The 25,048-nt window shown below is 75.5% G+C and carries 20 protein-coding genes and 1 pseudogene; 15 read left to right on the forward strand and 6 right to left on the reverse strand.

Annotation, left to right across the window (positions count from 1 at the left end; all coding sequences use genetic code 11):
* Window positions 1-35: 35 nt before the first annotated feature.
* From J0910_RS10495 to J0910_RS10505, 3 genes are all read right to left on the reverse strand, one after another.
* Complete coding sequence (locus J0910_RS10495; RefSeq protein ID WP_420158321.1) at window positions 36-362, reverse strand: tetratricopeptide repeat protein; 327 nt, start codon at window positions 360-362, stop codon at window positions 36-38.
* Window positions 363-488: 126 nt separating this feature from the next.
* On the reverse strand, window positions 489-992 hold the full coding sequence (locus tag J0910_RS10500) for a beta-class carbonic anhydrase (protein ID WP_420158322.1): 504 nt from the start codon (window positions 990-992) through the stop codon (window positions 489-491).
* Between the two features lie 147 nt (window positions 993-1,139).
* A complete protein-coding gene (locus tag J0910_RS10505; RefSeq protein ID WP_420158323.1) occupies window positions 1,140-3,635 on the reverse strand; it encodes a DNA gyrase/topoisomerase IV subunit A in 2,496 nt (831 codons plus the stop codon).
* Between the two features lie 516 nt (window positions 3,636-4,151).
* Between J0910_RS10505 and mbhE the strand changes: the two genes are divergently transcribed.
* The 8 genes from mbhE to J0910_RS10545 all read left to right on the forward strand — a co-directional run bounded on the left by mbhE (window position 4,152) and on the right by J0910_RS10545 (window position 12,583).
* The gene (gene mbhE / locus J0910_RS10510) at window positions 4,152-6,596 is read left to right on the forward strand and encodes a hydrogen gas-evolving membrane-bound hydrogenase subunit E (protein ID WP_420158324.1); all 2,445 of its coding nucleotides are present in this window, start codon (window positions 4,152-4,154) and stop codon (window positions 6,594-6,596) included.
* Window positions 6,593-7,204, forward strand: coding sequence for an MnhB domain-containing protein (locus J0910_RS10515; protein WP_420158325.1), 612 nt, complete (start codon window positions 6,593-6,595; stop codon window positions 7,202-7,204). The genes mbhE and J0910_RS10515 overlap by 4 nt, the downstream gene beginning before the upstream one ends.
* Window positions 7,201-7,578, forward strand: a complete 378-nt coding sequence (locus tag J0910_RS10520; RefSeq protein WP_420158326.1) for a sodium:proton antiporter — start codon at window positions 7,201-7,203, stop codon at window positions 7,576-7,578. Before J0910_RS10515 ends, J0910_RS10520 begins: the two co-directional genes overlap by 4 nt.
* Entirely contained in the window at window positions 7,575-9,101 is a 1,527-nt protein-coding gene (locus J0910_RS10525; protein ID WP_420158327.1) for a Na+/H+ antiporter subunit D, read from the forward strand. Before J0910_RS10520 ends, J0910_RS10525 begins: the two co-directional genes overlap by 4 nt.
* Window positions 9,098-9,688: a Na+/H+ antiporter subunit E gene (locus tag J0910_RS10530; protein WP_420158328.1), complete on the forward strand. Its 591-nt coding sequence runs from the start codon at window positions 9,098-9,100 to the stop codon at window positions 9,686-9,688. Before J0910_RS10525 ends, J0910_RS10530 begins: the two co-directional genes overlap by 4 nt.
* Entirely contained in the window at window positions 9,685-9,963 is a 279-nt protein-coding gene (locus tag J0910_RS10535) for an MrpF/PhaF family protein (protein WP_420158329.1), read from the forward strand. The genes J0910_RS10530 and J0910_RS10535 overlap by 4 nt, the downstream gene beginning before the upstream one ends.
* A complete protein-coding gene (mnhG, locus tag J0910_RS10540; protein ID WP_420158330.1) occupies window positions 9,950-10,339 on the forward strand; it encodes a monovalent cation/H(+) antiporter subunit G in 390 nt (129 codons plus the stop codon). The genes J0910_RS10535 and mnhG overlap by 14 nt, the downstream gene beginning before the upstream one ends.
* A 120-nt stretch (window positions 10,340-10,459) precedes the next feature.
* Window positions 10,460-12,583 carry a DEAD/DEAH box helicase gene (locus J0910_RS10545; protein ID WP_420158331.1) on the forward strand — a complete coding sequence of 708 codons (2,124 nt, stop codon included), beginning with the start codon at window positions 10,460-10,462 and terminating at the stop codon, window positions 12,581-12,583.
* A gap of 388 nt (window positions 12,584-12,971) precedes the next feature.
* Here the strand turns inward: J0910_RS10545 and J0910_RS10550 are convergent, their stop codons facing one another.
* Window positions 12,972-13,874 (reverse strand): carbohydrate kinase family protein, encoded by a 903-nt coding sequence (locus J0910_RS10550; RefSeq protein ID WP_420158332.1) that lies wholly within the window; start codon window positions 13,872-13,874, stop codon window positions 12,972-12,974.
* Window positions 13,875-14,128: 254 nt separating this feature from the next.
* On the opposite strand from J0910_RS10550, the gene J0910_RS10555 reads away from it, so the two are divergent.
* From J0910_RS10555 to J0910_RS10580, 6 genes are all read left to right on the forward strand, one after another.
* Entirely contained in the window at window positions 14,129-16,861 is a 2,733-nt protein-coding gene (locus J0910_RS10555) for a bifunctional acetate--CoA ligase family protein/GNAT family N-acetyltransferase (RefSeq protein ID WP_420158333.1), read from the forward strand.
* Window positions 16,862-17,428: 567 nt separating this feature from the next.
* Window positions 17,429-18,004, forward strand: coding sequence for a DUF5998 family protein (locus J0910_RS10560; protein WP_420161950.1), 576 nt, complete (start codon window positions 17,429-17,431; stop codon window positions 18,002-18,004).
* A gap of 49 nt (window positions 18,005-18,053) precedes the next feature.
* On the forward strand, window positions 18,054-19,223 hold the full coding sequence (locus J0910_RS10565; protein ID WP_420158334.1) for an alkaline phosphatase family protein: 1,170 nt from the start codon (window positions 18,054-18,056) through the stop codon (window positions 19,221-19,223).
* 61 nt (window positions 19,224-19,284) lie between these two features.
* Window positions 19,285-19,758, forward strand: coding sequence for a peroxiredoxin (locus tag J0910_RS10570; protein ID WP_420158335.1), 474 nt, complete (start codon window positions 19,285-19,287; stop codon window positions 19,756-19,758).
* Between the two features lie 81 nt (window positions 19,759-19,839).
* Window positions 19,840-20,631: an enoyl-CoA hydratase-related protein gene (locus J0910_RS10575; protein WP_420158336.1), complete on the forward strand. Its 792-nt coding sequence runs from the start codon at window positions 19,840-19,842 to the stop codon at window positions 20,629-20,631.
* An 8-nt stretch (window positions 20,632-20,639) separates the two neighbouring features.
* Window positions 20,640-21,293, forward strand: coding sequence for an MBL fold metallo-hydrolase (locus J0910_RS10580; RefSeq protein ID WP_420158337.1), 654 nt, complete (start codon window positions 20,640-20,642; stop codon window positions 21,291-21,293).
* 429 nt (window positions 21,294-21,722) lie between these two features.
* On the opposite strand, the gene J0910_RS10585 is transcribed toward J0910_RS10580, so the two are convergent.
* Together J0910_RS10585 and J0910_RS10590 are read right to left on the reverse strand one after the other, a co-directional pair.
* A complete protein-coding gene (locus J0910_RS10585) occupies window positions 21,723-22,121 on the reverse strand; it encodes a DUF2203 domain-containing protein (RefSeq protein WP_420158338.1) in 399 nt (132 codons plus the stop codon).
* Window positions 22,122-22,179: 58 nt separating this feature from the next.
* On the reverse strand, window positions 22,180-24,624 hold the full coding sequence (locus J0910_RS10590) for a CHAT domain-containing protein (protein ID WP_420158339.1): 2,445 nt from the start codon (window positions 24,622-24,624) through the stop codon (window positions 22,180-22,182).
* 260 nt (window positions 24,625-24,884) lie between these two features.
* On the opposite strand from J0910_RS10590, the pseudogene J0910_RS10595 reads away from it, so the two are divergent.
* Window positions 24,885-25,046 (forward strand): annotated as a pseudogene (locus J0910_RS10595) (helix-turn-helix domain-containing protein); the annotation flags it as partial.
* Window positions 25,047-25,048 lie beyond the last annotated feature (2 nt).

Consider the following 25,048-nt stretch of genomic DNA (forward strand, 5'->3'; position numbering starts at 1 on the left):
GGAGGATCGGGGCCTCGGGCGGGTCCGCGGCCGGGTCAGTCCAGGGAGCCGCCGCTCATCGCGGCGTGCATCCTGCGGTGCGGAGCGGCCTCCTCGTCGCGGCTCTGCCGCTCCAGCGCGCGGGCCAGGGCGATGTGCGCCCAGCTGTCGCAGGGGTCGAGCTCGATCAGGCGGCGGAAGGTCCGCTCCGCCTTGCCGAGCTGGGCGGAGTGGAAGTAGGCGCGGCCGAGCAGCTCCAGGATGGAGCGGCTCTCCGGCTCGCGGTCGGACAGCGGCTCCAGCACTCGGGCCGCCGCTATCGGGTCTCCCAGGTCGAAGTAGGACCGGCCGACGGCGAAGGTCTCGTAGGTGGAAGCCTGCATCAGCGCCCCTCTCCTCGGGTGGTACGCCGTTACAGGCGTGCCAACCGCCGCCGCCGGCGGGCTATTCCCGGCCGGGGCGGCGGGGGAGCGGGGAGGCCCGCCCGCGAGGGGCGGGCCCGGGGCCCGCTACTCGTCGATGATCTGCAGCTTCCCGGTGTCCACGTCGTACAGGGCGCCCGCCACCGGCAGCCCGTCGGGCAGCAGCGGGTGGTGGCGGATCCGCTCCAGGTCGTGCCGGAGCGCGCCGAGCTGGTCGTCGTCGGTGTGGAACTCCAGGCTGCGGGTGTCCACGCCGTACTGGTCCCGGATCAGGTCGTGCACCTCGTCGTCGCCGGAGACCGAGGCCATCTTGCACTTGGTGTGCGGCATGACCAGCACCCGCTCCACCCCGAGCAGGTAGACCGCGAGCACCAGGGTGCGCAGCGTGTCATCGGTGACCCGGGCGCCGGCGTTGCGCAGGATCTTGGCGTCGCCGGGCTTCAGGCCCAGCATGTCCAGCGGCTCGAGGCGCGAGTCCATGCAGGTGACCAGGCCTATGCCGCGGGCGGCGACCGGCTCCAGGCCGGCCAGTCGGAAGGACTCGGCGTAGTCGGCGTTGGCGCTGAGCACGTCGTCGAATGCGCTGCTCACTCGGTTCTCCTCTGGGTCGTACGTGCGGCCCGCCGCGGCGCGCCGGCCCCCTCCAGCCTGCCCGGTGGGCGGGCGGAGCGGGCGCGGGCGCGCCGCGGCCGGCCGATGGTGCGCGGTCCGGGGAGGCGCGGCCTCCCCGGACCGGGGTCACCCCTCGGCGGTGCCGAGCAGGCCGGTGTCGTGCTGCCCGGTGCCGATGGAGGCGATCGCCCGGGGCTGCGGCTCGCCGGAGCCGTCCCGGCGCGGGTCCAGGTCGGGCAGGCGGAGCGGGCCGCCGTCGGCGCGGAAGGCCCGCGCGGGCGCCCGGCCGACCCAGGCGAACACCAGGCCGTCCTCGCCCTTGAGGAGGCGGTGGCAGCGCACGCCGCCGGTGGCCCGGCCCTTGGCGGGGTAGGCCTCGATCGGGGTGACCTTCGCCGATCCGCCCTCGGAGGGCAGCAGGGCGTCCTCGGGGGTGGCGGCGGACATGGTCACCAGGACCGAGTCCTCGGGCATCGCGACCGCGCCGAACCACAGCACGCGGGCCCCCTCGGCGAGCTTCACGCCCGCCACGCCGCCGGCCGGGCGCCCCTGCTCGCGGACGGCGGAGGCGGAGAAGCGCAGCAGCTGCGCGCTGGAGGTGACGAAGACGAGGTCCTCCTCGCCGGTGGCCAGCTGGGTCGCGCCGACCAGGCGGTCGCCGTCCTTGAGGGCGATGACCTCGTGGTCGTCCCGGTTGGCGGGGTAGTCCCGCACCACCCGCTTGACCACGCCCTGCTCGGTGCCGAGGGCGAGGCCGGGGCCCTCGCCGTCCACCGCCGCGAGCGCGATCACCTTCTCGTCCTCGGCGAGGTCGACGAACTCCTCCACCGGCAGCCCGGAGGCCAGCGGCGGGGCCTCCTCCCCGGAGTCGGGGAGCTCGGGGAGCTCCACCACCGGCACCCGGATGACCCGGCCGAGGTCGGTGACCAGGCCGATGCCGCCCTTGCTGCGCGCGGGCAGCGCCGCGGCGACCGCGTCGTGCTTGGTGCGCAGCCCCTCGTAGACGCGCGGGACCGCCGAGCCCTTGCTCCGGCCGAGCATGCCGTCCGAGCCGAGCAGCACGTTGCACGGCACGTCGTCCAGCTCCAGCGGGACGGCGGCGGTGCGCGCGGCCCCGTCGCTCTCCAGCAGGGTGGTGCGGCGGGCGGCGCCGAACTTCTTGGCGACCTCGGCGAGCTCCTTGGAGACCAGCCGGCGCAGCTTGGCGTCGGACTCCAGGACCGAGGTGAGCTCCTCGATCTCCTTCTTCAGCTGGTCGGCCTCGCTCTGCAGCTCCAGCCGGTCGTACCGGGTGAGCCGGCGCAGCGGGGTGTCCAGGATGTAGCGGGCCTGGATGTCGGAGAGCGCGTAGGCCTCCATCAGCCGCTCGCGGGCCTGCGCGGTGTCGTCGGAGTCCCGGATGAGCGCGATGACGTCGTCGATGTTGAGCAGCGCGACGAGCAGGCCGTCGATCAGGTGCAGCCGGTCCAGCCGCTTGCGCCGCCGGTGCTCGCTGCGCCGCCGGACCACGTCCAGCCGGTGGTCGACGAAGACCTGGAGCAGCTCGCGCAGGCCCAGCGTCTGCGGCTGGCCGTCCACCAGCGCGACGTTGTTGATGCCGAAGGACTCCTCCATCGGGGTGAGCCGGTACAGCTCGGCCAGCACGCCCTCGGGGTTGAAGCCGTTCTTCAGCTCGATGACCAGCCGCAGGCCCTGGTTGCGGTCGGTGAGGTCCTTGAGGTCGGAGATGCCCTGCAGCTTCTTGGACTGCACCAGCTCCTTGATCCGGCCGACGACCTTCTCCGGCCCGACGCTGTAGGGCAGCTCGGTGACGACGATGCCGGTGCGGCGCGGCGAGACCTTCTCGATGGAGACCGTGGCGCGGGTGCGGAAGGTGCCGCGGCCCTTGGCGTAGGCGTCCCGGATGCCGTCCAGGCCGACGATGGTGCCGCCGGTCGGCAGGTCGGGGCCGGGCACGAACTCCATCAGCTTCTCGAGGCCGGCGTCGGGGTGCGCGATCAGGTGCCGCGCGGCCGCGATGACCTCGCCGAGGTTGTGCGGGGCCATGTTGGTGGCCATCCCCACCGCGATCCCCGACGCGCCGTTCACCAGCAGGTTGGGGAAGGCGGCCGGGAGCACCTCCGGCTCCGTCTCCTGGCCGTCGTAGTTCGGCCGGAAGTCGACGACGTCCTCGTCGATGGAGGTGACCAGCAGCTCGGCGGCCCGGTCCATGCGGGCCTCGGTGTAGCGCATGGCGGCCGGGGCGTCGTCGCCGCCCAGCGAGCCGAAGTTGCCGTGCCCGTCGACCAGCGGGACCCGCATGGCGAAGGACTGGCTCATCCGGACCATGGCGTCGTAGATGGCGGCGTCGCCGTGCGGGTGCAGCTTGCCCATGACCTCGCCGACGACGCGGGCGCACTTGACGTGTCCGCGGTCGGGGCGGAGCCCCATCTCGTTCATCTGGTAGAGGATGCGCCGCTGCACCGGCTTCATGCCGTCGCGGGCATCGGGCAGGGCGCGCTGGTAGATCACCGAGTAGGCGTACTCCAGGAAGCTGCCCCGCATTTCCTCCGAGACGTCGATGTCGATGATCTTCTCGGCGAGTTCCTCGGGAGGCGGAGACGGAGACGTTGAACGGGCCATGCCGCCAATTCTGGCCCCACGTACCGACCATCGCGAACCAGGCACCCCCCGCTCGGCCCGGAAGCGGGGCGAGCCCGATGGGGAGAGGGGCGCAGATCACCCGTTAGGGTTCCGTTAATACGGCGTATACGGCGCACTCGCGGCGTTCGTGCGCACTCGGGCGGCACCGAGGCCGACTACTCTGCGTGAACCGCGCCCGGAGCCCGCCCGGGGCGGCCGAACCCGGGGGGCGAGGAACGGGGGCGGTGGATCCGGTGAGAACAACCACGCTTCGAACGGGAATGGGGAAGGGGGTCCCGGCGACGCGGACGGCGTTATTCCTGGTAATCCGGTGGAATTACCGATCGTGATGCTTCCGTATCGTGGAAAGACGCGAGGGCATGGTACGCCCAATCGCCGCGCTGTCAAGGCGGGGGGACGAATCGCCGCTAACCTGGATGGCGCTCGACCGTCCGTCGCCCCAGCCGGAGGCGATGCGCCCCGTCTCTTCCACCGCCGTCGCCGATAACGAGCCCTATGCTGCTGCCTGTCATCCTCGCGCTGCACGCCGCGACCGCGGTGCTGCTGCCGCCCCTGGTCCGCCTCCTGGGCGCCCGGGCCTTCCTCGTCGCGAGCCTGCCGCCCGCGCTGTCCGCGGTGTGGGCCCTGAGCCGGTCCCCCGGGATCGCCGCCGGGAGGCCCGCCGAGGCGTCGGTCCCCTGGGTGCCCGCCCTCGACATCACCCTCGACTTCCGCGTCGACGCCCTCTCCCTCGCCATGGTCCTGCTGGTGAGCGGGGTCGGAGCGGTCATCTTCTGCTACAGCGCCGCCTACTTCCGCGGCGACCGGGCCGGCCTCGCCCGGCTCACCTCGATCATGGTGCTGTTCGCCGGGTCCATGCTCGGCGTGGTCACCGCCGACAACCTGTTCGCGCTGTACGTGTTCTGGGAGCTGACCTCGGTCACCTCCTTCCTGCTGGTCGGCTTCGACCAGCGCAAGGACGCGGCGGGGCGCGCCGCGCTCCAGGCGCTGATCACCACCGCCGGCGCCGGCCTGTTCATGCTGATCGGGTTCATCCTGCTCGGCCAGGCCGGCGGCACCTACCGGATCTCCGAGCTGGTCGCCGACCCGCCGGTGGACTCCCCGCTGCTCCCGGTCGCGCTGGTGCTCGTGCTGATCGGCGCCTTCGCCAAGTCGGCCCAGGCCCCGCTCCACTACTGGCTGCCCGGGGCGATGGTCGCGCCCACCCCGGTCAGCGCCTACCTGCACGCCGCCGCGATGGTCAAGGGCGGCGTCTACCTGATCGCCCGGCTGGCCCCCGGCTTCGCCGACGTCGACCCGTGGCGGGCCCTGGTGCTCGCCTTCGGCCTGGCCACCATGGTCATCGGCGGCTGGCGGGCGCTCCGCCAGACCGACCTGAAGCTGCTGGTCGCGCACGGCACCGTCAGCCAGCTCGGCTTCCTGTGCCTGCTGGCCGGCGCGGGCACGCACACCGCGGCGGTGGCCGCGGTCGGCGCGCTGCTCGCGCACGGCTTCTTCAAGTCCACCCTGTTCCTGGTGGTCGGCGTGGTCGACCACCAGACCGGAACCCGGGACATCCGCCGGCTGAACGGGCTGTGGCGGTCGCTGCCGGTGACGGCCGCCGCCGCCGGACTGGCCGCGGCCTCCATGGCGGGCCTGCCGCCGCTGCTCGGCTTCGTCGGCAAGGAGGCCGCCCTGGAGGCGTTCCTCCCCGGGCACAGCCCGGAGCTCCCGCCGCTCGCCGCCGGGCTGGAACTGGCCGGGCTGGTCCTGGCCTCGGTGCTCACCTTCGCCTACAGCGCCCGGTTCTGGTGGGGCGCGTTCGGCGACAAGCGCGCGTCCGAGACCGACATCGAGCCGGTCTCCGGCGCCGGCGGCGAGGGCGGCGCGGAGCCCCGTATTCCGCGCACCCCGGCCGCCCGGCCCTCGGCGGCCTTCCTCGCCGCCCCGGTGCTGCTCTCGCTCTGCGGCCTGGTGCTCGGCTCGCTGCCGGGCCCGGCCGACGCGATCGCCGCGGCCTACGCGGGCCCCTACCCCGACCACGGCAAGCCCTACCACCTGGCGCTGTGGCACGGGCTGAGCGCGCCGCTGCTGCTCACCGCCCTGGTCATCGCGGCCGGCGCGGCGCTGTTCCGGTGGCGGGAGGGGTTCGCCCGGCTCCAGGACCGCGCCCCCCGGGTGATCTCCGCGGAGATGGGCTACCACCTGTTCCTGCACGGCACCTACACGATCGCGCTGAGCGTCACCCGGCGGCTGCAGACCGGTTCGCTCCCCGCCTACCTGGGCATCATCCTGGCCACCATGCTCGCCCTGCCGGGCGTGCGGCTGGCCGCCGCCCTGATCGGCGGGGAGGTGGCGGTGCCCTCCCCCGGCGACGGGCTGCGGCTGTGGGACACCCCGCTGGAGGGGGTGGTCGCCGCGGTGATCGCGGTGACCGCGATCGCCGCGCTGCGCGAGCACCGCCGGTTCCCCGCGCTGATCCTGCTCAGCGCCACCGGCTTCGGCATCGCCGGGCTGTTCGTCCTGCACGGCGCACCGGACCTGGCGCTGACCCTGATCCTGGTGGAGACGCTCACCACGATCATCCTGGTGTTCGTGCTCCGCCGGCTGCCCGCCACCTTCTCGGTGCGCGCGCCCGGCTGGCCCAAGCGCTGGATGGTGGTGCTCTCCGCGGCGGCGGGCGCCTTCATCTCGGTCTCGCTGTGGCTGATGGCCGGAGCCCGCACCGCCGAGCCGATCTCGGTCGGCTACGAGGCCGCCGCCGAGCAGGCCGGCGGCCGCAACCTGGTCAACACGATCCTCGCCGACTTCCGCGCGCTGGACACCTTCGGCGAGGTCGTGGTGCTGCTCACCGCGGCGGTCGCGGTCGCCTCCCTGGTGCTGCTCAACCGGCGGCACCGCGTGGTGGACGAGCCCTCGGCCGACGAGGAGCAGATCGAAGAGGAAGGGAGCCGACGATGAGACCCCCGCAGAGCGGAGCGGTTCCCGGAGCGGGCGAGGAGCGCCGGCCCACCCCGCCGGAGGGCTGGGAGGCCCCCCGGGAGCGGTGGCTGAGCACCGTCGTCAGCCCGGCGTTCGGACCGCGGTCGGTGCTGCTGGAGGTGGTGGTCCGGCTGCTCATCCCCTCCATCCTGGTCTTCTCGGTGTTCCTCCTGGTCTCCGGGCACGACCGGCCCGGCGGCGGGTTCGCCGGCGGGCTGGTGGCCAGCATGGCGTTCGTCCTCCGCTACATCGCCGGCGGCCGGCACGAGCTGGCCGTGGGCATGCCGCTGAAGCCGAACACGCTGCTCGCCGCAGGGCTGCTGCTCTCCGCGGTGATGGCGGGCCTGCCGCTGCTCGGCGGCGCCCCGCTGCTGGACGTCTTCTACCGCACCTTCGAGCTGCCGCTGTTCGGCAAGGTCAAGGTCGCCAGCTACCTGTTCTTCGAAGCGGGGGTGTTCCTGATCGTCGTCGGGCTCGTGCTGTCCGTCGTGGCCGCCCTGGGCGCCCGGATGGAGGCCGAGGAAGAGGAGGCGCGCGCGGGGCACCGCCGCCGGCGCCGCGCCCGGAGCGGGGGAGGAGAGCGATGAGCGACGCACCCAGCCTCCTGCTGGTCCTCGCCGTCGGAGTGCTCTACTCCTGCGGGTTCTACCTGATGCTGCAGCGCTCGCTGATGCGCGCGGTCTTCGGCATCCTGCTGCTCGGCCACGCCGCCAACGTGTCGCTGATGCTCACCGACCGGGCCATCACCCTGCCGCCGCTGCTCGGCGGCCCCGAAGGCGTGCTCTCCGACCCGCTGCCCCAGGCCATGGCGCTCACCGCGATCGTCATCACCTTCGGCGTGACCACCTTCCTGCTCGCCCTGGCCTACCGGGTCTGGCTCGGCGACGGCAACGACGAGGTCCCCGACGACCTCGAGGACCGGCGGATCGGCCGGCTGCAGGAACCGGAGGACTCCGCGTGAACCTCCTCCTCGCCGTACCGTTCCTGGTCCCGCTCCTCGGGGCCGCGCTCGCCCTGCCGATGCGCCGGGCCCCCCGCACCCAGCGGGCGGTCAGCGCGCTGACCCTGGCCACGGTGGTCGCCGCCGCGGCCGCCCTGGTCCGGCGGACCGCCGACGGGGACGTCATCACCAGCCAGGCCGGCGGGTGGCCGGCGCCGCTCGGGATCACCATCGCGGTGGACCCGCTCTCCGCGCTGCTGCTCCTGGTCTCCTCGGTGGTGCTGCTGGTGGTGCTGCTCTACGCCATCGGCCAGGACGTCGCCGGGCTCAGCCGGGCGATGCCGATGGTCTTCCACCCCGTCTACCTGGTGCTGACCGCCGGGGTCTGCCTCAGCTTCATCGCCGGCGACCTGTTCAACCTGTTCGTCGGCTTCGAGATCATGCTGACCGCCAGCTACGCGCTGATCACCCAGGCGCCCACCCGCGCCCGGGTCCGGGCCAGCATGATCTACACGATGGTCAGCCTGACCTCCTCGATCCTGTTCCTCACCGGGATCGCCCTGGTCTACGCGCTGACCGGCACCGTCAACCTGGCCGACATCGCGGTCAAGCTCGGCGAGGCGCCCCCGCCGCTGCGGATGGTCCTGGCACTGCTCTTCCTGGTGGTGTTCGGGATCAAGGCGGCCATCGTGCCGATGCACTTCTGGCTGCCGGACAGCTACCCGGTCGCCATCACCCGCATCTCCGCGATCTTCGCGGCGCTGCTCACCAAGGTCGCGGTGTACGCGATCATCCGGACCCAGACACTGCTGTTCTCCCGCGACGACGTCTCCGACGTGCTGCTGTGGATGGCCATCGCCACCATGGTCATCGGCATCCTCGGTGCGCTGGTGCAGGACGACATCAACCGGATCATGTCCTTCGCCCTGGTCAGCCACATCGGCTTCATGCTGTTCGGGCTGGGCGTCGGGACCGTCGCCGGGCTCGCCGGGGCCATCGTCTACCTGGTCCACCACATCGTGGTGCAGGCCTCGCTGTTCCTGGTGAACGGTTTGATCCGGCAGTTCGTCGGGCACACCTCGCTGCGCGCGATCCGCGGGCTGATGGCGGTCACGCCGGTGCTGGCGCTGCTCTTCTTCCTCCCGGCGATGAGCCTGGCCGGGCTGCCCCCGATGTCGGGCTTCGTGGCCAAGGCGGCGCTGTTCACCGCCGGCGCCGACGCCGGCGGGTGGCTGCTGTACACCGGCATCGCCGCCGGGGTGGCCACCAGCCTGCTGACCCTGATGGCGATCTTCCGGATCTGGGTCCGCGGGTTCTGGGGCGAGCCGCTGGAGGACATGATCGAGGCCCGGGACCAGCTGCGCAGCCAGGGCATGAGCGGCGGGCGGCTGCTGATGACGGGCTCCACCGCCGCGATGGTCGCGATCGGGCTGGCGCTGGCCGCCGCGGCCGGGCCGCTGACCGGTTTCGCCTTCACCGCGGCCGAGGACCTGCTCGGCGGCGGCGCCTACATCGAGTCCGTGCTGACCGGAGGGGAGTCATGAGCGCCTACCGCGCCCCCGCGCTGCGCCTGCTCGGCAGGGTGCCGACCGTACTCTGGCTGACGGTGATGTGGGCCGTCCTGTGGGGCGACTTCAGCCCCGGGACCCTGGTGGCGGGCGCCATGGTCGGCGCCGGCTGCTACGCCGCGGCCAAGCTGCCGCACCTGCCGGTCCGGCTGCACTTCCGCCCGGTCCGGGTGGTCCGGCTGGGTATGCACATCGCGCTCGACCTGGTGCTGTCCAGCGTGCACATGGCCTACCACACGCTGCTGCACCCGGCCCGGGTGCGCGGCGCGATCGTCGCGGTGCCGCTGCGCACCGACTCCGACCTGCTGATGGCCATGGTCAGCGCCGGGCTCTCGCTGGTCACCGGGAGCCAGACGATCGAACTGGACCGGGAGGGCGGGGTGATCTACGTGCACGGCATCCCCATCCACGACGAGTCCGACGTGCCGAAGCTGCGCCGGTCGGTGCTGCGCACCGAGGAGATGTACGTGCGGGCCTTCGGCACCCGCGATGACATCGCCCAGTTCGAGGCGGCCGAGCGCGAGCTGGCCGGCGCGGGCGCGGCGGCGGAGGAGGAGCGGTGAACGTACTGGACTACGCGATGGCCGCGACCGCGGTAATGCTCTCGGCCTCCGCGGGGCTGGCGCTGTACCGGCTGGTCCGCGGGCCGTCGGTGCTGGACCGGACCGTCTCGCTGAGCACGGTCTCGGTGCTGCTGGTCAGCTTCATCGGGCTGGAGATCGCCTACCGGGGCGACACCGCCTACACCGGGGTGATGGTCAGCATCGCGCTGCTGGGCTTCGTCGCCACGCTGACCGCCGCCCGGTTCGCCGAGAGGAGGGCGCATGACCGCGACTGACTGGGCCACCGCCGTGCTGATGCCGCTGGGGGCGCTCTTCGCCCTCACCGGCACCATCGGCATGGTGCGCTTCCCCACCCTGCTCGGCCGGATGCACGCCTCCACCAAGCCGGACACGGTGGCCCTGGTGCTGATCCTGGCCGGGGCCGCCTTCCAACTGCCCGACCTGCGCGCGGCGCTGCCGCTCGCCCTGGTCGCGGTCTTCCAGTTCATGACGATGCCGGTGCTGGCGCAGACCCTGGGCCGGGTGGCCTACAGCCGCGGCATGGTCGCCTCCGAGCACCTGGTCACCGACGAGCTCGCCGACGACCTGGCCAAGCGCGAGGCGGAGGAGGGCGAGGCCGCCGGCGAGCCCCGCCGGGCCGAGACCCCCTGACCCCGCCCCGGGCCGGCCCCGCCGGGCGCCGCCGCCCCCATGGCGGCGGCCCCCGGCGGCCGTCCACAGCCCGCCGGATCCGCGCCGGGAAAGGGGGCGGGCTCTGGTACCAAGGAGGACATGGTGACCTCCGATTCCCCGAACCCCGCCGACGCCATGCGCGAGGCGGCCGAGTCCCACCTGCGCGCCCTGGCGGGCGACTCCGCCCGGCTGCGCGAGGACCAGTGGACCGCCATCCGCGCGCTGGCCGCCGACCGGCGGCGCGCCCTGGTGGTGCAGCGCACCGGGTGGGGCAAGTCGGCGGTGTACTTCGTGGCCACCGCGCTGCGCCGGGCGGAGGGCGCCGGGCCCACGGTGATCATCTCGCCGCTGCTGGCCCTGATGCGCAACCAGATCGCCGCCGCGGAGCGGGCCGGCATCCGCGCCCGCACCATCAACAGCTCCAACCTCACCGACTGGGAGGAGACCTACGCCGACATCGCCGCCGGCGAGGTCGACGTCCTCCTGGTCAGCCCGGAGCGGCTGAACAACCCGGACTTCCGCGACCGGGTGCTGCCCTCGCTGGCCGCCGGCGCGGGCCTGGTCGTCATCGACGAGGCGCACTGCGTCTCCGACTGGGGGCACGACTTCCGCCCCGACTACCGGCGGATCCGCACCCTGCTCCGGGAGCTGCCCGAGGGCGTCCCGGTGCTGGCCACCACCGCCACCGCCAACGAGCGGGTCACCCGGGACGTCGCCGAGCAGCTCGACGCGGGCGGCGACGCCCTGGTGCTGCGCGGCCCGCTGGAGCGGGAGAGCCTGCACCTGTCCGTGGTCGACCTGCCGGACGGCTCCTCCCGGTGGAGCTGGCTGGCCCAGCGCCTCGCCGAGCTCCCGGGGTCGGGCATCATCTACACGCTGACCGTCTCCGCCGCCGAGGAGACCGCGGCGTTCCTCGCGGAGAGCGGCTACGAGGTCCGCTCCTACACCGGCCGCACCGAGCCCGAGGAGCGCCGCCAGGCCGAGGACGACCTGCTCGGCAACAAGGTCAAGGCGCTGGTCGCCACCAGCGCCCTGGGCATGGGCTTCGACAAGCCCGACCTCGGCTTCGTGGTGCACCTGGGCGCCCCGCAGTCGCCCATCTCCTACTACCAGCAGGTGGGCCGGGCCGGGCGCGGCGTCCACCGGGCCGAGGCGATCCTGCTCCCCGGGCGCGAGGACCGGGAGATCTGGGCCTACTTCGCCGGGCTGTCCTTCCCGCCGGAGGAGACGGTCCGCCAGACCCTGGGCGCGCTGGAGTCCGCCGGCGGGCCCCTCTCGCTGCCCCGCCTGGAGACCCTGGTCGACCTGGGCCGCACCCGGCTGGAGCAGATGCTGAAGGTGCTCGACGTGGACGGCGCGGTGCGCCGGGTCCGCGGCGGCTGGACCGCCACCGGCCTCCCGTGGAGCTACGACACCGAGCGGTACCGCGCCGTCGCCGAGGCCCGGGAGCGCGAGCAGCGCGCCATGCTCGACTACATCGCGCACCCCGGCTGCCGGATGGAGTTCCTCCGCCGCCAGCTGGACGACCCCGAGGCCGCCCCGTGCGGCCGCTGCGACGGCTGCACCGGCCGCCGGCTCCCCACCGAGGTCGACCCGGAGCGCCGCCGCGCCGCCGCCGCGCACCTGGACCGCCCGGGCGTCCCGGTGGCCGCCCGCCGCCAGTGGCCCACCGGGATGTCCCGGCTCGGCGTCGAGGCCTCCGGGAAGATCCCCGAGTCGCTGCGCGCGGAGGAGGGCCGCGCCCTGGCCCGCTTCACCGACCTGGGGTGGGGCACCGAGCTGCGCCGCCTGCTCGCCCCGGACGCGCCGGACGCCCCGGTCGACGACCGGGTGTTCCGCGCCCTGGTGGACGTGCTCGCCGCCTGGCCCTGGGAGCGGCGCCCGGTCGGCGTGGTGGCGATGCCCTCGGCGACCCGCCCGGTGATGGTCTCCGACCTGGCCTCCCGGATCGCGCAGGTGGGCAGGCTGGCGCCGATCGGGTCGCTGGAGTACGCGGCCCCGGTCGGCCCCCGGCGGCACAACAGCGCCCAGCGGCTCGCCTCGGTCTGGCACGCGCTGACCCTCGGCGACCGGCTCCGCGCCGCGGTGTCCGAGGCGCCCGGCCCGGTGCTGCTCGTCGACGACCACACCGACACCGGCTGGAGCCTCGCCGTCGCGGCCCGCCTGCTCCGCGGGGCCGGAGCCCCCGCGGTCCTGCCGCTGGTGCTGGCCTCCGCGGGCTGAGCCGGCCGCCCCCCGCCCAGAGGAGCGAGGGGAAACCCCGCCGGGGCCTGCGGGCCCCGCGCGGCGGTACGGGGCGCCGGGGGAGCGCGGAGGCCCGCGCCGTCCGCGGCGCACCCTCGCCGCCTCACGCCCGCGAGCGCACCGGGGTGCTCTTTCCGGGCGCCCCGCCCGCCGCCTCCCGCCGGCGGGCGGATGCGCCGTGGAGGCGTAGGAGCCGGGTGGCCGGTGAAGCGCACGGCGCGGGTGCGCGGGCGCAGGGCCGCGTCCGAGTGCAGGGCGCACGGGCGGAGGCGGCGCTCACCGGCGGGGAGGGCCGGGAGCACCGCCGGGGCGTGCGGTTCCGGGAGGTCCGGGCGGCGGGCTCCGCCGAAGCGGGCCCGGGGCGGGCTCAGCCGCCGTTCAGGTCGGGGCGGGCGCCCGGCTGGTGCAGGGCGCGCGCGGCCAGGTGCTGCGCGCGGGCCAGGGCGTCCTTGGGGTGCTTGCCGGCCAGCCAGGGCGGCAGGAAGCCGGCGATGAACGCGTCCCCGGCGCCGATGGAGCCGGGGGAGGGCTCGACCGGCTCGGCCGGCACCCGGACGATCTCATCGCGGCCCTTGGCCGCCCACAGCGCGCCCTCGTCGCCGAGCTTCATCACCACCGCCGGGAACCAGGCGGTGAGCACCTTGGCCGCGGCCTCGGGGTCGTCCCGGCCGGTGAGCACCTCGGCCTGGTCGGGGTTGGCGAACAGCAGCCGGGCGCCGCTGGTCCACTCCAGGAAGTCCTCCGCGCCGGCCCGCTTGAGCGGGGCGTGCGAGCCGCCGTCCACCGAGATGGACATGCCGGACTCGCGGGCCATCCGCAGCGCGGTCCGGGCGGCCCGCCGGGAGCTCTCGTGGATCAGGGTGTAGCCGGAGACGTGCAGGTGGCCGTCGGGGCCGAAGACGTCCCGGGGCAGGTCCTCGGGCTGCAGCCGGGCGTTGGCGCCGCGGTCGCTGAGCATGGTCCGGTCGCCCCGGTGGGTGATCATCACGACACAGGTGCCGGTCTGGTGCTCCGGGTCCATGACCAGGCGGGAGTCGACGTTGTAGCCCATCAGCTCCATCTCGCGGGTCCGGCCGGTGATGTCCGACCCGCGCCGCCCGACGAACGTCGTCTCGGTCCCCTCGTTGGCCAGCCAGGCGGCCACGTTCGCGCCGGAGCCGCCGCCGTAGGTGAGGACCGAGGCCGGGGTGTCGCTGCCGCGCGCGAGCGCGTAGTGCGCCCGTGCCACGGAATCGGTCATCAGGTCACCGATCACGACGACTCGTGCCATTGCGTGTGCCACCACCTTGCGGTCCCGCCATGAAGAGGACTGTTGCGCGCCTCCCGAGCACCCGTCGGCCGCCGCCCCGATCCGGTCGGCCGCGTGGGAGACGGGCATGTGCACAGACGTTAACAGGTCCCGGGGAGGCGGTGGGTAACGAAGCGGCACAGGGTGGGACGGGGCGGACCCGCAGGGAAGCGGGCGGCCGCCCCGGCCGGGTGCCCGTCCCCCACGGCCCGGCCGATCTCGTCTAGGCTCAAACCGTGCAGCCATACCCGAAACACTGGGAAGCCGACGTCGTTCTCACCGACGGCGGGACCGCCCACATTCGGCCGATCACCCCAGAGGACGCCGACCTGCTCCGGGCCTTCCACGCACGGTTGTCCCCGGAGACGATCTACTTCCGGTTCTTCGCCCCCTACCCGCGCCTCTCCGACCGCGACGTGAAGCGCTTCACCGAGGTCGACTACGACGAGCGGGTGGCCCTGATCGCCACCATCTCCGGGGTCATGGTCTCGGTGGTCCGCTACGACAAGATCGGCGACGACGAGGCCGAGGTCGCCTTCGTCGTCGAGGACGCGCACCAGGGCCGCGGCCTCGCCTCGGTGCTGCTGGAGCACATCGGCGCGGCCGCCCGGGAGCGCGGGGTGCGCCGGTTCATCGCCGACGTCCTCCCGGAGAACCGGCGGATGATCAACGTGTTCCGGGAGGCCGGCTACACCGCCCAGCAGACCTTCGACGAGGGCGTCATCCGGCTCACCCTGGACCTGGAGCCCACCGACCACTCCGAAGAGGTCATGCGCGCCCGCGAGCAGCGCGCCGAGTCGCGCTCGATCGCCCGGCTGCTCTTCCCGGAGTCGGTCGCGGTCATCGGCGCGAGCCGGGCCGCGCACACCATCGGCCAGACCGCGCTGCGCAACCTGCTCGCCGGCGACTTCCAGGGGCCGGTCTTCCCGGTCCACCCCGAGGCGCGCGCGGTGGCCGGGGTCCGCGCCTACCCCAGCGTGCTGGACATCCCCGACCCGGTCGACCTGGCCGTGGTCGCGGTCCGCGCGGACATGGTCACCGAGGTCGTCCAGGAGTGCGCGCAGAAGGGCGTGCACGGCCTGGTCGTGGTCAGCTCCGGGTTCGGCGAGATCGGGCCGGAGGGCCGGATGCGCCAGGAGGAGCTGGTCAGCACCGCGCGCGCCGCCGGCATGCGGGTGGTGGGGCCGAACGGCCTCGGAGTGGCCAACACCGACCCGGCGGTCTCGCTCAACGCCACGCTCTCCCCGTACGTGCCGCCGCGCGGCCCGATCGGCTTCTTCTCCCAGTCCGGCGCGCTGGGCCGGGCCATCCTGCAGCGGGTCAGCGAGCGCGGAATCGGCCTGTCCACCTTCGTCTCCGCCGGAAACCGGGCCGACGTCTCCGGCAACGACCTCATCCAGTACTGGCAGGAGGACCCCGCCACCGAGGTGGTGCTGCAGTACCTGGAGTCGCTGGGCAACCCGCGCAAGTTCACCCGGCTCGCCCGCCGCCTGGCCCAGCACAAGCCGGTCGTCGCGGTGCGCAGCGGCGGCTCCTCGCAGGGCATCCCCACCGGGCACGCGGCCGGCGCGCTGGCGCTGCCCGACTACGCCGTCACCTCCCTGTTCGAGCAGGCCGGCGTGGTGCGGGTGGACGACATCACCCAGATGTTCGACGTCGCCCAGCTCTTCGCCTACCAGCCGCTGCCCTCCGGCCCCCGGGTCGCCATCCTCGGCAACTCCGACTCGCTGGGGCTGCTGGTCAAGGACTCCGCGGTGCGCAGCGGCCTCAAACCGCACGACCCGGTCGACCTGGGCCCCAAGGCCACCGCCGAGGACTTCGACCGGGCGCTGACCGAGGCGCTCGCCGACGAGCGGGTGCACGCGGTCATCGTGGTCTTCATCCCCGCGCTGATCCCGATCTCCGACGACGTCGCCGAGGTGATGCGCTCCAAGGCGGCCTCCTCCGCCAAGCCGATCCTCACCACCTACCTCGGCCACCAGGGGCTGCCCGAGGAGCTGCGCCAGGTCAACGAGAACGGCGAGACCGCCCGCGGCTCCGTCCCCTCCTACCTGGCGCCGGAGGACGCGGTGCGGGCGCTGTCGCACGCCACCCGGTACGCGCTGTGGCGCGGGCGGGACTCGGGCCGCCACCCCGAGCTGCCCGACGTCGACGGGGCGCGCGCCCGGCAGGTGGTCGACGCGGCACTGGAGCGGATGGAGGCCTCCGGCGGCGAGGAGGGGCGGCGCCCGGTCTGGTTCACCAGCGAGCCGGTGCACAACGAGGAGACGGCGGTGCCCGCGGAGACCGCCCGCGAGCTGCTCTCCTGCTACGGGATCAAGGTCTGGCGGGACGTCCCGGCCTCCTCCGCGGACGAGGCGGTCGCCGCCGCCGAGGAGCTGGGCTACCCGGTCGTGGTCAAGGCCAACGCCCCCGACCTGCGGCTGCGGGCCGGCGGCAGCGGAATCCGCGCCGACCTGCGCAGCGCTGCCGACGTCAAGGGCGCCTTCGAGGCGCTGCACGGCCGCCTCGGCGACGAGGCGATGCTGGTGGTGCAGCAGATGGTGGTCCCGGGCGTGCCCACCGTGGTGCGGGCCGGCGACAACCCGTCCTTCGGCGCGGTGGTCGGCTTCGGCCTGGCCGACGTCACCGCGGAGCTCCTGGACGACCGGGCGTTCCGGCTGGCGCCGCTGAGCAACACCGACGCGGCCGACCTGGTGCACGCGGTGCGCGCCTCGCCGCTGCTGTTCGGGCTGCCCGCCGGGGCCACCAGCCTGGCCGACCAGCCCGACGTCGAGGCCCTCCAGGACCTGCTGATCCGGGTCTCCCGGCTGGCCGACGCCTTCCCCGAGGTCGGCCACCTCGACCTGGACCCGGTCACGGTCAACGCCGACGGCGCGCACGTCCTCGGCGCCCGGATCTGGCTGCGCCGGCCGCCGGAGCTCCGCCCGGACAGCGGCCCGCGCCGGCTGCGCGGCGCCTCCTTCTGACCCGCCGGGGCGGGGCGCTCCTCCGCGCCCCTCCCGCCCGGGCGGGCTTCCGCGCCGGCGGCCCGAGGGCGGAGAGCGCACCGCCCCGCCCGCGGGCGGCCGGGGGCGGGGCGGCGACGGCGAGGCCGCCGTCCGGCGGGGCGAGCGGAAGGGTGGTGTGCGCCCCGCCGAACGGTCTCAGGCGGGGTCCGGCTGCGGCTCCGGGTCGGGCGGCAGCGGTCCCGGTCCCGGACCGGGGCCCGGTCCGGGCGGGCCCGGCAGCGGGGGATCCGGCGGCACCGGGTTCGGTCCCGGCGGAACGGGACCGGGCGGGCCCGGCGGCCCAGGCGGCCCCGGAGGGCCGGGCGGCCCCGGAGGCACCGGGGGCGGATACGTCGCACGCGGCCCCACGCTCCGGGCCGCGTTCCCGGCTCGGCGGAACTCTGTTGCGTCCATGCCCACGCCCGTACCCGCCAGGGGCGCCCGCTACCCATGGCCGGGCCCGCCGCGGCGCCTCCGCCGTCCACAGGGCCGGTGCGATCCGTCGCCGGGAGGGGGCAGGATGGAGGTATGAGGAAAACGCGTGCCGTGCCCACCGACTGGCGTCTGGAGATCGAGCGGAGCGGCTACTACCCCGGCCTCGTGATCGACGCCGTCGCCACCGCCCTCGGCGGCGAGGCCGCCGAGGCCTTCGTCGTCCACCACGAGGCCACGTTCGACCCGGCCATGGAGATGCGGCGGCACATCACCGTGCTGCTGCTGACCCCCACCCGCCTCGTCGTCTGCCACACCGACGAGCACCCGGCGGGCGAGGGCGCGGAGCGTCCGCACGCCTCCACCACCACCGACGCGATCGGGCTCGGCAACATCCAGTCGGTCGCGCTCACCCGGGTCGTCGCCGACCCGGCCGAGTACACCCCGGGCACCCTGCCCAGCGAGGTGGTGCTCAGCATCAGCCTCAGCGTGAACTGGGGCGCGATCGCCCACATCGACCTGGAACCGGCCTCCTGCGCGGACGAGTCCTGCGAGGCCGACCACGGCTACACCGGCGCGGTCACCGCCGAACCGCTCACCCTGCGGGTCAGCCAGGCCGCCGACGGCTCGGACGCCGTTTCCACCGTGATCAACTTCGCCGACGTCCTCTCCGCCGCCACCGCCCGCTGACCGGCGGCGGGCGGCGCCGCGGGCGCCCCGGACCCCTCAGGAGGCCGTGTTGACCACCGCCGTTCCGGGCGGCGACGCCCCCTTCCAGGCCCCGCGCTACGGCGCCGGATCCCTGGCCGACCTGGCCCCGTCGGTGCTGGCCTCGCTGGGGGTCCCCGGCGAGCCGAACGCGCTCGGCCTGCCCCCGGTCCGCCGCGCCTGCGTGCTGCTGATCGACGGGATGGGATGGGAGCCGCTGCTGGCCGCGCGGGAGCACGCGCCGTTCCTCTCCTCGCTGATCGGCGCCCCGGCCGCCCGCCCCCCGCTCACCGCCGCCTTCCCCACCACCACCGCGACCAGCCTCACCACCTTCGGCACCGGCGCGGCCCCGGGCCGCCACGGCATCGTCGGCTACAAGGTCGTCGTCCCCGGCACCGACACCGTCCTCAACCAGCTCCGCTGGGGCCCGGAGAGCGGGGTGGAGCCCGAGGAGTGGCAGCCGCTGACCACCGTCTACCAGCGCGCCGAGCGCGCCGGGGTGGCGACCGGCTACGTCGCCTCCGCCGCCTTCGAGGGCAGCAGGCTCACCCGCGCCACCGCGCGCGGCAGCAGCTACCTGCCCGCCGACGACCTCACCTCGGTCGCGGTGCGCGTCTCGGCGGAGCTGGCGGCGCGCGAGCGCTCGCTGCTCTTCGCCTACCACGCCGACCTGGACTCCTACGGCCACGTGCACGGGGTCGGCTCCGACCACTGGCGCGTCCACCTGGGCCAGGTGGACCGGCTGGTCGAGCAGGTCGCCGACGCGCTGCCGCCGGACACCGCGCTCTACGTCACCGCCGACCACGGCATGGTCGACTCCGACCCCGCGCAACGGGTCGACCTGGAGGCCGACCCCGAACTCGGGCGCGGCGTCCGGGTCGTCGCGGGCGAGGCGCGGATGCGCCAGGTGTACACCGAGCCCGGGGCGGCCGAGGACGTCCGGTCGGCATGGGCCGAGCGGCTCGGCCCGGCCGCGCTGGTGCTCACCCGGGAGGAGGCCGTCGCCGCCGGCTACTACGGCCCGGCGGCCGACGGCGCGGTCCGCGAGCGGATCGGCGACGTGCTGGCCGTCGCCCGCGGCGCCGCCACCCTGGTGCTGCCCGGGGCGGAGCCGGCCGAGAGCCGCCTGGTCGGCCAGCACGGCTCGCTGACCACCGCCGAGCTGAGCATCCCGCTGCTGGCCGCGACCACCGCGACCTGAGCCGCGGGCGCACCCGGGGCGCCCCTGTCGCCCCGCGCTGCGGTGGCTTAAGGTGGCGGCCGTGGACATCGGTGACCATGCCCCCGACTTCTCGCTGCCCGACCAGCACGGCGAACCGCGCGACCTGGGCGGGCTGCTGTCCGGCGGCCCGCTGGCGCTCTTCTTCTACCCCGCGGCGATGACCCCGGGCTGCACCGCGGAGAGCTGCCGCTTCCGCGACCTCTCCGCGGACTTCGCCGAGCTGGGCGCGGGCTGCGCGGGGATCAGCGCCGACCCGGTGGACCGCCAGGCCGCCTTCGACGGGCGGCACGGCCTCGGCTTCCCGCTGCTCTCCGACCCCGACGGCGCGGTGGCCCTGCGCTACGGGGTGCGCCGGACGGCCCCCGGGCTGTCCGCGCTCGCCCCCACCCGCAGGCACACCTTCGTCATCGACACCGACCGCACGGTGCTGCGGGTGGTGCGGAGCGAGATCCGGATGAGCGCGCACGCCGACGGGGCCCTGGAGGCGCTGCGCGCCCGCCGCGCCCGCGGCTGAGCGCCGCGGTACCCCGGGGCCCGGCAGCGGAGCGGACCGGCACCGAGACGACGGAATGACGACGGAAAGGGACGACGCCAGATGGCGGAACCGGACAGCGGGCGACCGCTGGTGCGGCGCGATTCCGACCGCGGGATCGCCACCATCACCCTGGACTCCGAGCACAACCGCAACGCGCTCTCCGCGCGGCTGCGCACGGAGCTGGCCGCGGAGCTCGCCGCGGCGATGGCCGACGGCGGCGTGCGCGCCGTGGTGCTCACCGGCGCGGGCCGGGTGTTCTGCGCCGGCGCCGACCTGAAGGAGGTCGGCGAGCAGCTCGCGGGGAAGGAGCCCGACCCGGCCGCCCCCGGCATGGCGGAGATCTTCTCCGCGATCATGGAGGCGCCCAAGCCCGTGGTGGCCAGGCTCAACGGCACCGCGCGGGCGGGCGGGCTCGGCCTGGTGGCCGCCGCGGACATCGCCATCGCCCCGGAGGAGACCGAGTTCGCCTTCTCCGAGGTGCGCATCGGGGTGGTCCCGGCGATGATCTCCATCCCGGTATCGGCGCGGATGACCGACCGGGCCATGACCCGCTACTTCCTCACCGGCGAGGTGTTCGGCGCCCGGGAGGCGGCCGCCTCCGGCCTGCTCACCGCGGCCGTCCCGGCCGGCGAGCTGGACACCGCGACCGAGGAGGTGCTGGACGGCCTGCGCGCCGCCGCGCCCGGCGCGCTCACCGGCGCCAAGGCCCTGCTCGGCGCGGACGGCGCGGAGGAGCGGGGCAAGGCCTTCGCCCGGATGGCCGAGCTGTCCGCCCGCTACTTCGCGAGCGGGGAGGCCGCCGAAGGACGGGCCGCGTTCTTCGAGAAACGCAAGCCGGAGTGGGTGCTGTAATGGGAGACGTGACCTACTCCGGAGATACGCGGGTCGGAGGACCCGCCGACACGCGCGACCTGTCCGAACTGACCATCAGCAAGCTCGCGGTCGGGGGCATGGACAACAACGCCTACCTGCTCCGCTGCAAGAGGACCGGTGAGGCGGCGCTGATCGACGCCGCGGACGAGGCCGACCGCATCCTGGACCTGATCGGCGACGACGGACTGGCCCGGGTGATCACCACGCACCGGCACGGCGACCACTGGCAGGCCCTGGCCGAGGTGGTGGGCACCACCGGCGCCCGCACCGTGGCGCACCCGGCCGACGCCGACGAGCTCCCGGTCTCCGTCGACGACGCGGTGGAGCACGGCGACCGGATACCGGTCGGCGAGGCGGAGCTGCGGGTCGTCCATCTCCGCGGGCACACACCGGGGTCGATCGCGCTCCGCTACGACGACCCCCCGGGCGGCGTCCACCTGTTCACCGGGGACAGCCTTTTCCCCGGAGGCGTCGGCAAGACCTGGTCCGACGCGGACTTCCGGTCGCTGCTGAGCGATGTGGAGGAGCGCGTCTTCGCCGAACTCGGCGACGACACCTGGGTCTACCCGGGCCACGGCAAGGACACCACCCTCGGAGCCGAGCGCCCCCACCTGGAGGAGTGGCGCGCCCGCGGCTGGTGACCACCGGGCGGTCCGCGGCGGCGCCCCCGCCCCGGACCGCCCGTACTCCGCCCCGGCCGGCCCCTGAGCTTGTTCTTCAACCCGGGCGGGCGTGGTGCCCCTTCGGGCTCATGGTGGCGCGTTCGGCCGCCTTTCCCGCGTCATGGCGCGGTGCCCGGCGCCGGTTCTTCGCCCTCCGGGGGCGTCCGGGGCCCGGAGCCGGGGGTCCGGGCGCACCGGCGGAACGGGCCGCCTCCGCGCGGGCGTCGCGAAGGCCCCGCCGCACCCGCGCCGGGCTCGACCGCCCCGGCGGCCGGGGCGGGCCGGGCGAAGCCGGGTGCGGGCGGTGATCACGAGCCAGGTCCCCCGGCCGGCCGCCTCGATGCTCCGGCCGCCCCCGAGGTTGAAGAGCAAGCTGAGCGGCCCGCCCCGGCGGGCGGCGGGCCCGGGTCAGTCCGGTAGCGGGCGGCGGCCGATGAACCCCAGGTCGCCGCGGTGGTACCAGCCGAGCTCCGGTTCGCCCTCCAGCCAGCAGAGCCGGACCGGGGCGCCGTCGAGCAGGGCCGGCAGGTCGAGCAGGATCGGGGCCAGGCCCTTCACCTCCACCCCGTTCTCCGGGAACCAGGCGCGGAGCTCCTCGAACCGGGCCTCCAGGCCCTTGAGCTCGGCCCGGCCGCCCAGGCCGGACTCGCCGGAGGCGCGCAGGTCGGCGGCGAGCTCGGCGAGGTCGGCGCGGAGCCGCACCAGCTCCGCGGTGCGCCGCCGGATCTCCGGCATCAGGCCGCGGGCCTCCTCCAGGGTGAACACCCGCGGACCGGACGGGGAGGCGTCTTCGGCATCGGAAGTCATGGTCCGACGGTACGCGCTCCGCCGCCGCCCGGGGCGGGCGCCGCGGCCGATCCGCCCCTCAACCGGCGCCCATGCAGACGAAGCCGTGCCCGGCGAGGTGGTCGGCGACGGCCCGCGCCGGCCCGGCGCCCGCCGCCAGGTCGGCGTGGAAGCGCTCCATCGGACCGCGGATGCAGCCGTCCCGGACCGGGAGCACGCCGGCGACGACGGTGCGCCCGCCGCGCGCGAGGAGCGCCGCCGCCAGCCCCAGCGGGGCACCGGAGGGGGCCGGTACCGAGCGCCCGGTCCAGCAGGACGAGAGCACGGTCAGCCGCGGCGCCCCGGCCAGCAGCTCCACGTCGTAGGCGAGCAGCGGGCCGTCGGCGAAGAGGATCCCGGAGAGCATCGGCGCCTCGGCCGGGACCGAGCCGTGCCCGATCAGGTGGGCGACCGGCGCACCGGGCAGGCGGCGCAGCACCTCCGCGGCGCCGGCCCGGTCCCCGGTGAGCACCTCGGCCCCGGCGTAGCGGTGCCGCAGCGCGCGCAGCTCCCGCTCCCCGCCGTCCAGCCCGGGGCCGCAGGCGAGCAGCGCCGGGCCGGCGGCCGCCCCGGCGTCGGCGTCGAGCGCCGCCCAGGTGCGCGGGGACGGGGCGAGGCAGACCTCCCGGCCGCGCAGCGAGGGGAGCATCCCCCAGGGCAGCCCCTGCGCGCAGGGCGGGGGGAGGAGGACCAGCGGGCGGTCCCCGACGGCCGGCGCCACCGGTTCCAGCAGCAGCCGGTCCACCGCGGCGGCGCCGCTCGCGGTCAGCGCCGCGTCCGGATCGCCGTCCAGCACGGCGGCCTGCGAGCGCGCGGCGAAGAGCAGCTTCGCCACGGCGTCCTCGGCCTCCTCCGGGGCCGGCAGCGGGTGCACCCGCACCTCGCCGCCGGCGACCGTGACCGCGGCGTGCGCCCCGCCGCTGCGCGCGAAGCCGACGAACGCCCGGTCGCCCAGCCGCTCCAGCAGCGCTCGGGCGGCGCCGCCGGAGGCCCCCGCGCGCTGCCGCGGCCGGCACCGGTGCCACTGCTCGGACAGCGGCCGCCCGGGCGCCCCGCGGAGCCCGTCGGCGCCCCCGGAGCCGGCCCGGGAGCGCGGCCGTGCTCCGCGGAACCGGGCCACCGACCCGGCCCAGGCCCCGCTGGCGCACCCGCCGGAGGGGGCGGCCGAGCCGGCCCGGCCGGTGAACTCCAGCCAGTCGAGCGCCTCCGCTCCGCTCCCCGCCTCCAGCGCTCGGGCCAGGGCGGCCGAGGCGATCTCCCGCTCCTGCGGGAAGGCGTGCCCGGCCGGCTCCATGTGCCCGGGGAGCCGTGCGGCCCGCACCTCGTCGAGCAGGCGCAGCGCGCCGGCGTGGTCCCCCCGCTCGACCCGCTCCAGCGCGGCGGTCCGGGCACCGGCCGCCCGGCCGCCGTCCGCGGTCGGCGGCCGGTACGGCACGCACCGGGCGGCGGCCCGCAGGGTGTCCGCCCCGAGCGCGCCGGTGCGGAACGGCGCGGTGCGGAAGGGGGCGGGGTCGGGCCGGAGCTGGCAGAGGGCCGCCCACTCCACGGTGCGGGCCAGCGCGGACCAGAGCGATTCCGGCGGGCAGGAGCGCCGCAGGCGGCGGGCGAGGTCGCGGGCGGAGGCGTGGTCGTCCCGGCTGAGCCGGTGCTTGGCGGCCAGGAGCAGGGCGGAGGCGGCCTCGGCGCCCGGTGCGTCCGGGCCGGGCGCCGCGGAGGCGAGGCAGTGCGCCGCCTCGTCGGGCATTCCCGCGCCGAGCAGGACGTCGGCCCGGTCCAGGGCGAGCGCCGTGCGGCGGCCGGGGGAGGCGGTCGCCTCGGCCGCGGTGAGGAGCTCCAGGGCGCGCGCGGTGTCCCCGTGCCACCCGGCCAGGCAGGCGAGGTTCTGCAGCACCGCGCCGCGCAGGTAGCCCAGCGCCCGCTGCTCGGCCAGCCCGAGGGCGCGCTGCAGGTCCTCCTCGGCCTCGGCGGGGCGGCCGGCGTAGGTGAGCGCCCGGCCGCGGTTGCACAGCAGGGCCGGCGGGAGGTGCCCTCCGCCGTCGGGGAGGGCGGCCAGGGCGGCGCCGAACTCTCCGGCCGCGGCGGCGAACCGGCCCCGCTGGGCGTGGTCGACCCCGAGGCGGAGCAGGAGCGCGGCCGGCGGAGCCGACGAGCCGCCCGGGCCGGCCAGGCGGGGCCCGGAGAGCCCGGGGCCGCCGTGCTGGGCCCGGATGGCCAGCCGGGCCCGGCGCGCCCGCTCCGCGGCGCGGTGCTGCCCCGCCGCCGTGCCGATCGCCGCCGCCCGCCGCAGTACGCGCTCGGCTCCGGCGGTGTCGCCCTGCTCGTGCAGGCAGAGGCCGAGCAACCGGGTGGCCTCGGCTCGGGCGGCCGGTCCGGGACGGGAGGCCAGCGTCCGCTCGGCGGTCCGCCGGGCGGCGGCCGGGTCGCGGGCCAGCAGGGCGGCGGAGTCGAAGAGGTCGTCGCTGGGCAGCACCGTCACGGGCAGCACCCTTCGTCCTGGCGGACCAACGGGGGATGAGCGCGGCCCGCCCCGCCGCTCGGCGGAGCGCCCGCACGCCCTTGTCTTAACAGCCCCGGGCCGCCCGGCGGGAGGGGCGGCCGCGAATTCCGCCTCCGGCCCGGTCGCGGATCCCGATAAAGCCGGAGATCCCTCCGCAGGCGCGACAAGCCCCCAACCACATCAACGGGCCACCCGCAACCCCCGCAGAACGCCCGGGGAATGTCGGTGGGGTTCTGGTTTGTGTTGCAATGCACCAGGTAAAGCGCGAAGCAGGGCGAGAGGGGCGGTCCGTGCCGGGCAAGCGGCTCACGGTCACAGAGCGCGAGGAGATCGCGGTCGGGGCCGATCGGGGCGAGCGCGGCAAGCAGATCGCGGCCCGCCTGGGCCGCAGCCCGACCACCGTCCGGCGCGA

Source organism: Nocardiopsis oceanisediminis (genome assembly GCF_048595525.1).
GTDB classification, from domain to species: Bacteria; Actinomycetota; Actinomycetes; order Streptosporangiales; family Streptosporangiaceae; genus Nocardiopsis_A; species Nocardiopsis_A oceanisediminis.